Origin of the sequence: Marinobacter sp. (assembly GCF_046484525.1) — a bacterium.
Classification (GTDB): Bacteria; Pseudomonadota; Gammaproteobacteria; order Pseudomonadales; family Oleiphilaceae; genus Marinobacter.
Window position 1 is genome coordinate 54,361 of sequence record NZ_JAWOIS010000071.1, and the last position, 14,942, is coordinate 69,302.

Annotated in this window: 11 protein-coding genes and 2 pseudogenes; 3 read left to right on the top strand and 10 right to left on the bottom strand. The window is 59.5% G+C overall.

The window, feature by feature from the left end:
• The first annotated feature begins 15 nt into the window (after positions 1–15).
• Together R6W86_RS15205 and R6W86_RS15210 are read left to right on the top strand one after the other, a co-directional pair.
• The gene (locus R6W86_RS15205; RefSeq protein WP_410330204.1) at positions 16–1,893 is read left to right on the top strand and encodes a putative nucleotidyltransferase substrate binding domain-containing protein; all 1,878 of its coding nucleotides are present in this window, start codon (positions 16–18) and stop codon (positions 1,891–1,893) included.
• On the top strand, positions 1,883–2,614 hold the full coding sequence (locus tag R6W86_RS15210; protein ID WP_410330205.1) for a 3'-5' exonuclease: 732 nt from the start codon (positions 1,883–1,885) through the stop codon (positions 2,612–2,614). The genes R6W86_RS15205 and R6W86_RS15210 overlap by 11 nt, the downstream gene beginning before the upstream one ends.
• An 8-nt stretch (positions 2,615–2,622) precedes the next feature.
• On the opposite strand, the gene msrA is transcribed toward R6W86_RS15210, so the two are convergent.
• From msrA to R6W86_RS15235, 5 genes and pseudogenes are all read right to left on the bottom strand, one after another.
• On the bottom strand, positions 2,623–3,786 hold the full coding sequence (msrA, locus tag R6W86_RS15215; RefSeq protein ID WP_410330206.1) for a peptide-methionine (S)-S-oxide reductase MsrA: 1,164 nt from the start codon (positions 3,784–3,786) through the stop codon (positions 2,623–2,625).
• A 103-nt stretch (positions 3,787–3,889) separates the two neighbouring features.
• Positions 3,890–5,371 carry an ATP-binding protein gene (locus R6W86_RS15220; RefSeq protein ID WP_410330207.1) on the bottom strand — a complete coding sequence of 494 codons (1,482 nt, stop codon included), beginning with the start codon at positions 5,369–5,371 and terminating at the stop codon, positions 3,890–3,892.
• A gap of 3 nt (positions 5,372–5,374) precedes the next feature.
• Positions 5,375–6,076, bottom strand: a complete 702-nt coding sequence (locus R6W86_RS15225; RefSeq protein WP_410330208.1) for a winged helix-turn-helix domain-containing protein — start codon at positions 6,074–6,076, stop codon at positions 5,375–5,377.
• A 35-nt stretch (positions 6,077–6,111) separates the two neighbouring features.
• Entirely contained in the window at positions 6,112–6,402 is a 291-nt protein-coding gene (locus R6W86_RS15230; RefSeq protein ID WP_410330209.1) for a hypothetical protein, read from the bottom strand.
• Positions 6,403–6,548: 146 nt separating this feature from the next.
• A pseudogene (locus R6W86_RS15235) lies at positions 6,549–7,512 on the bottom strand (NAD(P)H-dependent flavin oxidoreductase).
• A 55-nt stretch (positions 7,513–7,567) separates the two neighbouring features.
• On the opposite strand from R6W86_RS15235, the gene R6W86_RS15240 reads away from it, so the two are divergent.
• Entirely contained in the window at positions 7,568–8,149 is a 582-nt protein-coding gene (locus R6W86_RS15240) for a QsdR family transcriptional regulator (protein WP_410330210.1), read from the top strand.
• A gap of 158 nt (positions 8,150–8,307) precedes the next feature.
• On the opposite strand, the gene R6W86_RS15245 is transcribed toward R6W86_RS15240, so the two are convergent.
• The 5 genes and pseudogenes from R6W86_RS15245 to R6W86_RS15265 all read right to left on the bottom strand — a co-directional run bounded on the left by R6W86_RS15245 (position 8,308) and on the right by R6W86_RS15265 (position 14,726).
• Positions 8,308–9,723, bottom strand: coding sequence for an aldehyde dehydrogenase family protein (locus R6W86_RS15245; protein ID WP_410330211.1), 1,416 nt, complete (start codon positions 9,721–9,723; stop codon positions 8,308–8,310).
• A gap of 10 nt (positions 9,724–9,733) precedes the next feature.
• Positions 9,734–10,840, bottom strand: coding sequence for a zinc-binding dehydrogenase (locus tag R6W86_RS15250; protein ID WP_410330212.1), 1,107 nt, complete (start codon positions 10,838–10,840; stop codon positions 9,734–9,736).
• A gap of 118 nt (positions 10,841–10,958) precedes the next feature.
• Positions 10,959–11,222 (bottom strand): annotated as a pseudogene (locus tag R6W86_RS15255) (acyl-CoA dehydrogenase); the annotation flags it as partial.
• Positions 11,223–11,306: 84 nt separating this feature from the next.
• A complete protein-coding gene (locus R6W86_RS15260; protein WP_410330213.1) occupies positions 11,307–12,491 on the bottom strand; it encodes an acetyl-CoA C-acyltransferase in 1,185 nt (394 codons plus the stop codon).
• Between the two features lie 141 nt (positions 12,492–12,632).
• A complete protein-coding gene (locus R6W86_RS15265) occupies positions 12,633–14,726 on the bottom strand; it encodes a 3-hydroxyacyl-CoA dehydrogenase NAD-binding domain-containing protein (protein ID WP_410330214.1) in 2,094 nt (697 codons plus the stop codon).
• Positions 14,727–14,942: the final 216 nt, after the last annotated feature.

Here is a 14,942-nt window from a genome sequence, read left to right on the forward strand (position 1 = left end):
GCAGCGGGGAGCGGTATGCAGGCGGAACTCATTGATATCCGGAACCACATGGCCCAGTTCCCCCCGTTCGATGAGATGCCGGAGGAACTGCTCGATCATGTGGTCGGTGGCGTTGAGGTCCAGTATTTCCGGGCCGGCACGCAGATCCTGGAATTCGGGCAGGACAACTCCTGGCTCTACTATATTCGCAGTGGCGCCGTGGAAATCTACCGGCGTTCCGGTGAACTTTACAATCGGATCGGCGAGGGTGACATCTTTGGCCAGTTCGGCCTGTTGATGAACAAGAGTGTGCGGTTCCCCGCCAAAGCGCTGGAGGATACTCTCGTCTATCGCATCCCGGAGGCCACCTTCCAGTACCTGTTTGAAAACGATGACGGTTTTGCCGACTTTGTCGAGACAGAGGACCGGAGCCGCCTGCGTTCTGCCCTGTCCCGACGGGAGAAATCCAATGAACTGATGACCTCAAAGGTCACCCGGTTGATTTCCCGCGCTCCGGTTTCGGCACCCTGCACGGTGCGGCTGCAGGAGGCAGCCCGGATCATGACCGATCAGGGCGTTTCAGCTCTGCTACTGATGGATGAAACCGACGACCATACCAGACTCAAGGGCATCATTACCGACCGGGACCTGCGCACCCGCGCCGTTACCGAGGCCCTGCCTTCGGAAACCCCGATCAGCGACATCATGTCCGAGGGTCTGATCACCATTCGCGCCAGCGCCTACATATTCGAGGCGATGCTCATGATGCTGCACAACAACGTTCACCACCTGCCGGTCATGGATAAAGACGAGGTGCGGGGCGTGATTGCCCTGTCGGACATCGTGAAATACGAAAGCCAGAGCAGCCTCTACCTGGTGAGTAATATCTACCACCAGAACAACGTCAAAGGTCTCAAGAATATCAGCCGGGATGTGCCGGACACGTTTGTACGCATGGTCAATGAGGACGCCAACTCCCACATGATCGGCAGTGCCATGGCAGGGATCGGTCGGAGTTTCACCCAGCGGTTGCTGGAGCTGGGCGAGGAAAAGCTTGGGCCGCCCCCGATTCCCTACTGCTTTATGGCGCTGGGTTCCATGGCCCGGGATGAGCAGTTGGTGGTGACCGACCAGGACAATGCGATGATCCTGGACGACAGTTTCGTACCCGAAGAGCACGACGAGTATTTCCTGGCGCTGGCCAAGTTGGTCAGTGACGGCCTGGCGGAGTGCGGCTACAAGTATTGCACCGGCGAGATCATGGCTACCAACCCGAAATGGCGCCAGCCGTTGCGGGTGTGGAAGGGCTATTTCACCGACTGGATCGAGAACCCCAAGGCCGAGGCGCTGCTGAACAGCAACATCTTCTTTGACCTGGACGGCATCCACGGCAACATCGGGTTTGCCGAGGAGCTGAAGGCGTTAGTGGCGGAGAAGGCCAGCCACAGTCAGCGCTTCCTCACCCTGATGGCGCGCAACGCCCTGAACCGGACACCGCCTCTGGGCTTTTTCCGCACCTTCGTACTGGAAGAGGATGGTCGGCACCGCAAGACCTTCAACCTGAAACGGCGTGGCACTGCACCGCTTTCCGACCTGATCCGGATCCATGCCCTGGCCTGCGGCTCCCGGGCCCAGAACTCGTTCGAGCGCCTCAAGGCCATCGGCCAGACCAAGCTGCTATTGGAAGATGACCTCGGCAACCTCCGGGATGCTCTGGAGTTCATCTCCATCGTTCGCATCAGGCACCAGGCCCTGGCCATTGAGGATGGCAGGAATCCCGACAATAACGTGCAACCTGAAGATCTGTCGCCGTTCGAGCGCAGTCACCTGAAGGACGCCTTCCAGGTGGTCAGCAACGCCCAGAAGTTCCTGCGTTTCCGCTACAACGCCCAGGTAGGCCGCAATGCCCAATAATCCCGAACGTGAGGACGCAACAAGCGCCAAAGCGACCTGGCCGGAGCAATATCGAGAGCTCGCCCACCAGGCGACGTCGCCGCTGCTCAAGGCTTTCTACGAAGCCGGCTGCGTCGACCCTGACATGCCGATGTCAGACGTTCCCCTGCTGGCGATGGATTTCGAGACCACGGGACTTGATCCGAACGAGCACTCCATCGTCAGCGTCGGACTGGTGCCCTTCACCCTGGGCGGCATTCAGCTGGGTCGCTGCTGGCATCAGGTGGTGCGCCCGCAATTGCCGCTGCACCAGACGTCCATCGAAGTACATGGCATCACCCACTCCGACATCGACAATGCCCCGGACCTTGCCGAAGTAATGGATAAGCTGTTCAGTTACCTGAAAGGCCGCATTCCCGTGGTCCATTACCGGGACATTGAACGACCGTTCCTCAACGTGGCGCTGCAGTGGCGATTGGGCGAAGGCATCCGGTTTCCGGTCATTGATACCATGGCCATCGAAGCCCACCTGCACCCTGACCGGCGGCCCGGCCGCTGGCGGCGCTTGCTGGGCAAGAGAACGGTGTCGATTCGTCTGGCAGACAGCCGACAGCGCTACGGCCTGCCCCACTATGCCTCCCACAATGCGCTGATTGACGCCATTGCCACCGCGGAGCTTCTCCAGGCCCAGATTCACCACCATTTCGGGCCGAATACCCCGATCAAGGACCTGTGGCTCTGACCGCACCGTCAGGAGTTACCGCCGGTGACTTCGTCAATGTAGTCCCCGTAGCCCTCGGCCTTCATCTGTTCCAGGGGAATGAACCGAAGCGCCGCAGAGTTCATACAATAGCGCAGCCCCGCAGGGGCCGGCCCGTCATTGAAGACATGCCCCAGGTGCGAGTCGGCATACCGGCTACGGATCTCGGTGCGGGTCATCCACAGTATCCTGTCCTCCCTTTCCACCACCGCATCCTCGTGAATCGGCCTGGTGAAACTGGGCCAGCCAGTACCCGATTTGTACTTGTCCCGGGATGAGAACAACGGCTCCCCTGACACAATATCGACGTAAAGACCGGCCTGTTTATTATCCCAGTAGGGATTGTTAAAGGCCCTTTCGGTCCCGTCTTCCTGGGTGACCTCGTACTGGATATCAGTGAGACGCTTTTCCAGGGTTTCCTGATCGGGTTTCACAAAGGCTTGCGGGTCAAAACCTTTGTCCTCGGCATCCGACTCCATGGCTGCGGGCCGGAACTTCGAGAAATCCAGCTCATAATCCTCGCCATAGACCTTCTCGATGAACTGATAGCGGCCGGAGTTGAAGGTGTAGAATTTGTAGCGCAGCGGGTTCTTCTTGTAATAGTCCTGGTGGTACTTCTCCGCCGGATAGAAGGTTTCCAACGGTACGATTTCAATCACCACCGGCTTGTCATAGATACCCGAAGCCTCCAGTTCCTGCGTGGCGGCCTCGGCCAGACGCTTCTGCTCGTCATTGTGGTAGAAGATCGCCGGCCGGTACTGCTTGCCCCGATCGACAAACTGGCCATTGGCGTCGGTGGGATCCATCATCCGCCACAGGCCCTGCAAAAGCCCCTCGTAGGTCATCTCATCCGGATCATAGTAGACCTGGACCGCCTCCGTGTGACCGGTGCTGCCAGAAGAGACCTGCTTATAGGTGGGATTTTCCACACTGCCACCGGCATAACCGGAGACGGCCTCGACAACCCCCGGCACCTTCTCGTAGCCCGCTTCCACGCACCAGAAGCAGCCGCCGGCGAACGTGGCCACGGCCAGATTCGGATCGTTGGGGGCAAACTCGGTATCGTGCTTGTCTGCCGTGGCAAGAGACGTATAAGCTGCTCCTGCCAAAACCAGCGACAGCACGAGGGCAAAACCTGGAATACTGCGTTTCATGGTATTTCTCCTGTACTGGACCATGCTGTCAGTCTGAACCCGTGGCTTCACGAAACCGTTCACAGAGTATTACGAATCTATAACAGCGTGGATTTTCGGGGCATTACCTGATATCGGCAGCCGGCAACCAGACCTGGAACTCGGCACCGGTTGGCTCAAGGTTACGGACGTCGATACGGCCTTTCTGAAGTTCCACCATACGACGGGCGATGGCCAGGCCCAGGCCCGCATGACCGGCATTTACTGCCCCGGCACCCTGGTAGAAAGGCTCGAACAGGTGGGTTCGATCTTGCGGGTGGATGCCGGGACCGGCATCCGCGACAGTCAGTAGTACAGCGTCTTCGTCCTGCCGGACTGCGAGATTGACGTCACCATTGGCGGGAGAATGGGCAATCGCATTGCCGATAAGGTTGTCGAGGACACGCTCCGTCATGGCAATGTCCGCCTGCGCCATGACCCCGTCAGCATGGGTAATTCGCAGCCGTACCGATGTACGCTCCGACTCGGGCTGGTGTTTCTGAACCACATCATGTACCAGTTCAGCCATCATAAAGGGTTCCGGCGACGGCTGTTTCTCCCGGGCTTCAAGCGCCGCCAGCTCGAACAATTCCTCCACCAGCCGGCCCAGTCGCCAGGTTTCCGCCAGTGCCACGTCGAGGAACCGGGCTCGCTCTGAAGGCTCCAGATCCGCCTGTTTCATCTTCAGGGTCTCGAGGTAGCCCTGAATCGACGCCAGCGGCGTGCGCAGGTCGTGGGAGACCTGGGCCACCATCTGGCGACGCTGGTGATCCTTTTCTTTCAGCAGGTCGACCTGGGCGGCGATACGGCTGGCCATATGTTCAAACCGTGCCGCCAGGTAGTCGATGTCGTCCCCGGGGGAGACAAGGGTTTCCCTGTTCTCCGGAACCAGCACCTCGCCGCTGATTTCGAAATTTTCCACCCGCTCGGTCAGCCGGGACAACCTTCGGGTCAAAAGGTGAAAGAACACCAGCCCTGCCATCAGGCCAACGACCAGACTGATCAGCAGAGCACCGGCTCCCATCTGCAACAGCTGGTTGCTATGCACCATGCTCTCGGCCAGGTCATATTCCTCACCCCGGAGTACCACGTACAGATAGCCCGAACGGTCATTTTCAAAAGGTACAGTAGTTACCGAGAACACCTTTCGGCGATCATGACTGCGGGGATCATCCCCCGGGAGTGGAAATGCGTCGGGTTGTGCAAGCAGCGTCCGGATCGGCCCCAGCGAAACCCGATTACGCTTGATCTTGTCCGGGTCGGCGGAGTAGGAAAGAATCCGGCCTTCCGGGCCCAGCAGGTAGATCTCGATGCCGGGATTAATGGTCATGTACAGGTCGAACAGTCTTTTCAGGGCCTCCTGGTCGAGTTGGCCACCCGTCACCAGGTTGCGGTCGGCAACCAGATTCCGGGCCAGGTCGCGATTGAGTTCCTGATTGACTGCAGCGGTGTACTCGCGCACGGAATAGAGACTCAGGACTGTAAACAGACCACCGACAATAACCAGCAGCAGAAACAGACCCAGCGCCAGCCGGGCGTAGAGTGTGCGGAACAGTGACAGGGCCATGCGTCAGTCCATAAACCGGTAACCGACACCCCACACCGTCTGGATATACCGGGGCGCCGAGGGGTCAGCCTCGACCTTGTTACGAAGGCGGTTGATGTGAGTGTTTACGGTATGCTCGTAGCCTTCATGATTGTACCCCCAGACTGCATCCAGCAGCTGGGCGCGGCTGAATACACGGCCCCTGTGGCGGGCAAAATGCCAGAGCAGATCAAATTCCCTGGCGGTCAGGTCAACCTCCAGGTCCCGGACAAAGACGCGGTGTCGCACCGGATCAATGCGAAGCTCCTCGATAACCAGCTCCTCCGCCTCGGTTTGCTCTGACGTTCCCGAGGACATGGCATCGACGCGCCGGAACAGAGCCTTGATGCGGGCCGCCAGTTCCGCCACGCTGAATGGCTTGGTCAGATAATCATCCGCCCCCATCTCAAGGCCCAGCACCCGGTCCAGCTCGGAACTCTTGGCCGTGAGCATCAGCACCGGAACATACCCGGTGCCAGAACGGATCTCCCGGCATACCGCGAGCCCGTCCATCCCGGGGAGCATCAGATCCAGGATCACAAGATCTATCCCGCCCTGGCGGAAACGCTCCAGCCCCTCGTCGCCCCGGCCGACGAGAATGGCACGCATGCCCAGGTCTGACACCTGCATACGCACCAGCTCGCCGATACCGGGGTTATCCTCAATGATCAGTACGGTTCGCGTCATGGTTTCCTGGCCCGGGTGGGCGGCTCCGGCAACGGTTACTCCATGGTGTCCTTGTTCATGGTGTCGTCCTCCATGGGCATCGTTTCCATGTCGTTTGCCTCCTCCATGTCGTCCATGTCGTCCATGTCACCCATGGTGTCCTCTTTCATACCTTGGTCCATGTCAGCGGTCATGTCATCCTTTTCCATGCCCTTTTCCATAGACTCTTCCGCCATCATGCCGTCGTCTTTCATCGTCTCGGCCGACGACTCCATCCCGTCGGCAAAGGCCAGGGATGCGCCAAGGCAAAGCATGACGGCTACGAACATTCGTGTCAGTGATTGCATGGGAATCTCTCCGTGCTGTTGTCGGGAACGCGGGCACGAGTGGCCCGCCTCACGGAGCAGATTCTCAACGCTGCTTTACGGCAGCGTCACGCGCAGGTAAAGAGTCTATCGCGGAAATATCACAAAATAATCACGCCAGCCAATGACTAAAGGAAGTTCGCCAGTCGCTCTCGAACAATGACATGGGCTTCAGTCATGATTCGGTCGATCAGTTCGTCACAGCTGGGAACATCGTGGATCAGTCCGGCCACCATACCGCAACTCCAGGCCGCCTCGTCCATTCGCCCTTCATGCAGTACCAGCTTGCCCTTGGCACCCGTCACCAGATGGCGGATGTCGTCGATGGTTGTTTCACCGCCCTTCTCGGCCTCAATGCGGATGATTTCATCCACGGCACGGTTACGAAGGACCCGCTCGGTATTCCGGAGCGGCCGCATGATGAGTCGGGTCTGCAATTCGTCCGAGTCGACAACAGTCTGTTTGACCCGCTCGTGTATCGGGGCTTCGCGGGTGGCCAGGAAGCGGGTAGCCATGTTCATACCCTCCGCACCCAGAGCCATGGCCGCGGCCATCGGCCATGCCCCCTGAGGCCACCAAGGGAATGGCCAGTTCCTCAGCCGCCCGGGGCAACAGGATGAAATTGGGAATGTCATCCTCGCCGGGGTGACCGGCGCATTCGAAGCCGTCGACGCTGACCGCGTCACAGCCAATACGCTCCGCCTTCAACGCGTGGCGAACCGAGGTGCACTTGTGAATGACCTTGATATCCGCGCTTTTCAGCTGCTCCATATACTTTTCCGGGCTGCGGCCAGCGGTTTCCAGAATCTTCACCCCACCATCGATGATCGTCTGAATGTACTCGGGATAGGGTGGTTCCTTGAACGAGGGCAGAAAGGTCAGATTGACGCCAAAGGGTTTGTCCGTCATCTCCCGGCAACGGGCAATCTCGCGCGCAAGATCCTCGGGCGTCGGTTGGGTCAGGGCCGTCAGGATGCCCAGGCCGCCAGCATTGGATACTGCCGCTGCCAACTCGGCGTAACCAACCCAGTGCATGCCGCCCTGAATAATAGGATGTTCAATGCCAAACAGTTTGGTAATTCGTGTCTTCATAGCGGCATTCTCTTTTTGTCGTTAGAATGAAATCGAATTTGGATAAGAGGTTCCAGTGACAGCCAGAACAACAACGAGAGCGACGCCGGCCGATGCCTTCAAACGGGCGCGGCGAATGTGGCTGAAGGGCGAGCGTGTCCACCTTGCGTCCCTGTCGGACGAACTCAATATCGGCCGGGCTACCCTGTTCCGCTGGGTGGGCAACAAGGATCTGTTGATCGGTGAAGTGCTGTGGTCCCTGTACGAACCGCTGCGCCTGGAAGCTCTCGCCACAACCCCGGGCGAGGGAGTCGATTACATTGTCGGTGTCTACCGGAAAATCAATTCCACGATCCTGCACTTCGAGCCGTTGAGGCGGTTCATCAACCAGGATCCGGAATATGCCCTGAGGATCCTGACCTCTTCCCAGTCCACCCTGCACGCCCGGACCGTGGAAGCAAACACCCGCACCCTCAAGGACCAGGTCGCCCAGGGCAAGATCAATCCGCCCATGAGCGTGGATAGCCTGTCCTACTTCATGGTCCGCCTCGCGGAATCCTGCCTCTACAGCGACATCATCGGCGGGCGCGAACCCCGGGATGAGGAGCTGGAGGATGCCTGTACGGCGGTAAGGATTCTGCTTGGGGGCAAGGCCTGAGAAAGGATCCTCCAGGCTTTGGCGATGAAGGTGGGGTCAGAAGAAAGCGTTCTTCTGACCCCGGGGGTATTCCCCAGGCTTTGGCGTGAAGTCCGGGGTCAGATGAATGCTTTCATCTGCCCCCTTGTTCAATCCCCAGGTTCAGCGCCCACTTCGCCTCACAGCTGCAGCGACCGCACCTCCAGGAATTCCTCCAGCCCCCATTTGCCAAACTCCCGGCCGAGACCGGAATGACCGAAGCCGCCGAACGGGGCCAGGGCATTGAAGGCACCGCCGTTGACGGTCACCTGCCCGGTACGCAGCTCGCCCGCTACCCGCTTGGCATGAGCATCGTCGGCAGACCAGACGGCTCCGGACAGGCCGTAAGGGGTGCCATTGGCAATACGGATCGCCTCGGCTTCGTCGTTATAGGGAATGATGCTCAGCACCGGCCCGAAGATTTCTTCCTGGGCGATGCGGCTGTCCGGACGGACATTGCCGAATACCGTGGCCTTGACGAAGTAACCCTTATCGCACCCCTCCGGCGCTTCCGGCCCGCCCGCCACCAAGGTGGCGCCTTCCTCGATACCGAGCTTGATATAGTCGATCACCCGGTCACGCTGCTGGGCAGAAGACAGCGGGCCCAGGCGGGTGGTTTCCTCGAGTGGATTGCCCGGTGTCATCTTGGCCACCGCGGCCGCTGCAAGCTCACAGGCCTCATCGTGCTTGTCCGCCGGCACCAGCATACGGGTCAGAGCGGTACAGGTCTGGCCGGAGTTGAGCAGGCAGTTGTTCACCGTGCCCTTGACCGCGCCGGCGAGGTCGGCGTCCGGGAGGATGACCGACGCTGACTTGCCGCCCATCTCCAGGGCAATACGCTTGAAATCATCGGCCGCAGCATGGGCAATCAGGTGACCGGTGCGGGTGGAGCCGGTGAAGGACACCATGCGCACGTCCGGATGCTTGATCAGGGTATCACCCACGGTCTGGCCAAGACCGCACACCATGTTGAATACGCCCTTGGGCAGATCGGTGCCGTCAAGGATTTCCGCCAGGATGTAGGCGGTCTGGGGGGCGATTTCCGAGGGCTTGAGCACCACGGTACAACCCGCGGCAATGGCCGGCACGATCTTCAGGATCACCTGGTGCAACGGGTAGTTCCAGGGAGTGATACAGCCGACCACACCCACCGGCGCGTACTGCACCTCGGAGTTGCCGGACTGCTCGGTGAACGGGAACTCCGGCAGCAGTTTCAGGTAGGTCTTGGTCACAGCCGCCGGCATACCGGCCTGGATGGGCGTGGCCAGCTTGATCGGCATGCCTACTTCCCGGCTCACGGTTTCGGAAATCTCCGGCGCCCGCTCCTTCAGCCCCGCGTGCAGCTGCTCCAGCACTTTCAGGCGCTGCTCCAGGGTGCTTTCCGACCAACTCTCGAAAGCGGCATCCGCTGCGGCGATGGCCTGCTCCATCTCCTCACGACCCGAGGCGGGCACCCGGGCAATAACCTCACCGGTGCCGGCTTCGTGGACGTCGATCAGCTCGCCGTTCCAGTCAACCCACTGACCGTTGATGTAGTTCTTGCTCAATTCATTCATGTTCTCCCCCTTAATCAAATACGATCACGCCACGGGCGTTCTTGCCGGCCACCATATCATCGAAAGCCTGGGCAGCCTCTTCAATGGGGTAGGTCCGGGTAATCAGTTCATCCAACTTGAGTTTACCGGCCTTGTAAAGCCCCAGGATCCTGGGGAAATCATGCTGCGGACGGGCTGAACCCAGCCAGCTGCCTTTCAGGGTGCGCTCATCCGCGGGCAGCGTCAGAGTGGTCAATGAGGTCTTGTCCTTCGGGTCAGCCACCCCCACCACCACGGCGGTGCCCCCACGGCCGAGGCACTTGTAGGCCTGTTCCACCACCGGACCGGCACCCACGCATTCAAAGGCGTAGTCCACGCCACCGGTCAGTTTCTTCACGGCCTTCGCGGCGTCATCCACCTCGTTGATGTTGACCGTATGGGTTGCACCGAATTCCCGGGCCATCTCTAGCTTCTTCGGGTTGCTGTCCACCGCCACGATCATCTCGGCACCAGCAGTGGCGCAGCCCTGAATCGCGTTGAGACCCACACCACCGATTCCGAATACTGCGGCCCGGGAGCCTGGTTCCAGTTTCGCGGTGTTGAACACGGCGCCAACGCCAGTCATTACCGCGCACCCGACCAGGGCGGCGTTCTGCATGGGCACGGTATTATCCACCTTGACGCAGTTATCCACATGCATGGTGGCGTATTCCGCCATCACGCCGCAGGCCCCGAACACGTTCAGCGACTCGCCACTGGCGCCTTTGGTGCGCACGGTGCCATCCGGCAGGGTGAACATGGCCTTGCGGGCGTTCTCACACAACACCGGCCGGCCGCGGACACACTGACGGCACTTGCCGCACATGGAGATGAAGGAGCTGACCACGTGGTCCCCCTCCTGAAAGTGGGTCACCCCTTCACCTACTTCCACCACAACGCCCGCAGCCTCATGGCCGAGGACCAGGGGCGGCGGATAGGGAATCTTGCCGGTGGTGGCGGACAGATCGCTGTGGCACACACCACAGGCCGCAATCTTGATGGTGATCTCGCCCCGCTTGGGGCCTTCCACGGTGATGGTCTCGACCTGGACGGGCTGGCCCCATTCCCGGCAGACCACGGCTTTGGCTTTTCGATCCATTTTTACTCCCCTTTTTGTTTAAGGAGGGGTCAGATGAAGGCTTTCATCTGACCCCGGGGGTTACTGGAGGTGAAAGTGGGGTCAGAAGAAAGCTTTCTTCTGACCCCGTCTTAGGGCCCTAGAACGCCTCATCGGCCATGCTCAGTGCAGTCTCGTTGGTCGCTTTCAAAAGCTCCGCCGTACTCACCACACCCGGCAATTCATATCGGGCGAAATACTCACAGGCCCTGAGCTTACCCTCGTAGAACGCATGGTCCTGCCGGTCCGGGTTTTCCAGGCCCTGAATCCCATGGGTCCCCTCCTGAATCGGTTTCAGACGGTTATCCCGATAGAACTGCTCCACCGGATACTCCCGGGTGTAGTCATAGCCGCCAAGCACCTGCTCCACGTCATGCAGCTTATAGGGCTGGAACTCCAGATCCCGGGCATTGATGATCTTCTGCTGCATGGCGACGCTCCCCCGGGTTTACACCACTTCGAACAGACCGGCAGCGCCCTGGCCGCCACCGATGCACATGGTGATCACCACGTACTTGGCTCCGCGACGCTTACCTTCGATCAGGGCATGGCCGGTCTGGCGAGATCCGGTAACGCCGAAGGGATGACCAATGGAGATGGAACCGCCATTCACGTTCAGCTTCTCCATGGGGATTCCCAGGCGATCACGGCAATACACAACCTGGGACGCAAAAGCCTCATTGAGCTCCCAAAGATCAATATCGTCCATTTTCAGGCCAGTGCGCTCAAGCAGGCGGGGAATGGCGAAAACCGGACCAATGCCCATCTCATCGGGCTCACAGCCGGCCACTGCGAAACCACGGAAGATCCCCATGGGCTCGATGTTGTGCTTCTCGGCGTAAGTGCTGTTCATGACGGTACACACCGACGCGCCGTCAGATAGCTGGCTGGCGTTACCGGCGGTGATGAACTGGTCCGGGCCACGTACCGGCTCCAGACCTGCCAGTCCTTCGAGAGTGGTGTTCGGGCGGTTGCACTCGTCGCGGTTCAGCGTGACCTGCTTTTCGCTAACCTCGCCGGTTTCCTTGTCCTTGACCAGCATGGTGGTGTCGAAAGGCACGATTTCATCGTCGAATTTGCCGGCCTGCTGGGCAGCCGCCGTGCGCTGCTGGGAGATCAGGGAGTATTCGTCCTGGGACTCCCGGCTCACGTTGTACCGCTTTGCCACGATGTCAGCCGTTTCAATCATCGGCAGATACAGCTCGGGCTTGTTCTTCATGAGCCAGTCATTGGTCGCATGAAAGCTGTTCACATGTTCGTTTTGAACCAGGGAAATGGACTCGACGCCCCCCGCCACCATGGCGGGCACTTTCTCGGACACAACCCTTTGGGCTGCCATGGCGATGGACTGCAGGCCGGAGCTACAGAACCGGTTAATGGTCAGACCGGCGGTGGTGACCGGAAGACCGGCACGAATAGCCGCCAGACGGGCGACATTCCGGCCCTGAGTACCTTCTGGGTAGGCGACCCCCATGATGACATCTTCAACAATGGCTGGATCAATGCCGGCTCGCTCGACTGCGTGCTTGATGACATGGCCGGCCATATCGACGCTGTGGGTATTGTTGAGGGAGCCCCGGTAGGATTTGCCAAGGCCGGTACGGGCGGTGGAGACGATGACTGCTTCGGACATGATTCTGCTCCGGTTAAGGTAGGGTCAGATGAAAGCGTTCATCCGACCCCGTTTTCATGAGACTCCGAGGAAGAGGTGTGAAATTGGGGTCAGAAGAAAGCCTTCTTCTGACCCCGTCTTCAAGCCGACTCCGCACTCAAATCAAAGATCGCCAAATTTCTTGCCTTCGCTGACCAGCTTCTCCAGCAATGCCGCCGGCTGCCACTGCTCACCACCGACGGTGTCCTGGTACTTTTTGACAGCTGTCAGGATGTTGTAGAGACCTTCCTGATCGGCCCAGAACATGGGGCCGCCGCGGTAGGCCGGGAAGCCGTAGCCGTAGATCCAGACGATGTCGATGTCGATAGGACGGTCGGCGATGCCCTCTTCCAGGATCTTGGCACCTTCGTTGATCATCACGTACATGCAGCGCTCGAGAATTTCCTGGTCGCTGATCTCGCGCGGGGTAATACCCTGCTCCTTACGGAACTCCTCGATCAGTTTTTCCACCTCGGGATCAGGAATCGGCTTGCGGCTGCCTTCTTCATATTTATAGATGCCCGCCTGGGTCTTCTGGCCAAGACGGCCCTGCTCCGCCAGCTTGTCCATCCAGCTGGCCGGGATATCCTCACCGGCCTTGCGGCGCTCTTCACGGATGCGGTAACCCACGTCGATACCGGCCAGGTCGGACATGGCGAACTGGCCCATGGGGAAACCGAGGTCAGTCAGTACCTTGTCCACCTGCTGCGGAGTGGCGCCTTCGTCCACCAGGGACATGGCCTCGGTGCCGCGCTTGTGCAGCATCCGGTTACCAACAAAGCCGTAGCAGTTGCCGACCATGACGCCCACTTTCTTGATCTTCTTGGCAACCGCCATCACTGTGGCCTTCACCTCATCGGAGGTCTTGCTGCCACGCACGTTCTCCAGCAACTTCATGACGTTGGCAGGGCTGAAGAAGTGCATGCCCACCACGTCTTCCGGACGCTTGGTGGCAGAAGCGATCTCGTCGATGTCCAGGGTGGAGGTGTTGGAAGCCAGGATGGCGCCGGGCTTGCAGACCTCATCCAGCTTGGCAAAGATCTCCTTCTTGATGGCCATGTTCTCGAACACGGCCTCGATCACCAGGTCAACGTCCCGGAAATCGTCGTAAGTCAGGCTCGGGGTGATCAGCGCCATGCGCTGCTCCACCTGCTCCTGGGTCAGCTTGCCTTTCTTCGCGGAATTCTCGTAGTTGCGGCGGATGATGGCCAGGCCCTTGTCCAGCGCTTCCTGCTTCACCTCAACGATGGTGCCAGGAATGCCCACGTTGGCGAAGTTCATGGCGATACCGCCACCCATGGTGCCCGCACCGATGATGCCCACACGCTTCACATCACGAACCGGCGTATCTTTGGCCAGACCCTTGACCTTGGAAACCTCGCGCTCACCGAAAAATGAGTGAATCAAGCCCGCGCGCTGGGGCGATTCCATGCACTCCATGAACAGCTCCCGCTCGCGCTTCATGCCTTCCTCGAAGGGCAGGTTGAAGGCAGCTTCCACGGCATCAACACACTTGAACGGGGAAAACAGACCGCGGGCCCGCCTCTTCAGGCCTTCACGGAACTGGTCGAAGACATCACTACCCTTCTCGGCCTCGATCTTGTCGGTGATGTCACGCACCCGGCGTACCGGCTTGCCTTCATCCGCGATCTTCCGGGCAAAGCCGAGACCCACGGCACGGATGTCGTCGCCATCTTCCACTGCATCGACAATACCCAGGGCCAGGGCGTCTTTGGCACCGACAAATTCGCCGGTGGTGATCATTTCCAGTGCTTTCTGGGCCCCGGTCAGGCGCGGCAGGCGCTGGGTGCCACCCGCACCCGGCAACAGGCCGAGTTTCACTTCCGGCAGGCCCACTTTGGCGCTGCTCAGGGCGACCCGGTAATGACAGCTCAGCGCGGTTTCCAGGCCGCCACCCAGCGCGGTGCCATGAATCGCGGCTATCAGGGGCTTGTCACTGTTCTCATAGGTATTGACCACCGTCGGCAGGGACGGATCCTGCATTGGCTTACCGAATTCCCGGATATCGGCGCCGGCAATAAAAGTGCGTCCTTCGCACACCAGCAAGAGTACCTTGGCGTCTGTGTCCTTCCGGCCTTGCTCCAGGGCTGCAAGCAGACCAGAGCGAACAGCATGGCCGAGGGCATTGACCGGCGGATAATTCACGGTAATAACGCCGACACTGCCTTCCCGGTTATAGCTAACGACCTCAGACATACTCTCTCCTCGACTTAATTGAAATGCCATTTTAACTAGCGAAACATGTGTACGATTTAATACAAGTTTCTGGTTGGTTTCAACCGTCCATTAAACTACAGACACAAAAAAACCGCAGAATTTCCTCTGCGGTTTTTTGATTCGGAGTTCGTCGGGAGGCAGCGAGTAGGTCCTTCCGAAACACGCTGTGAATACGACCATGTACGCTCTGCTCCG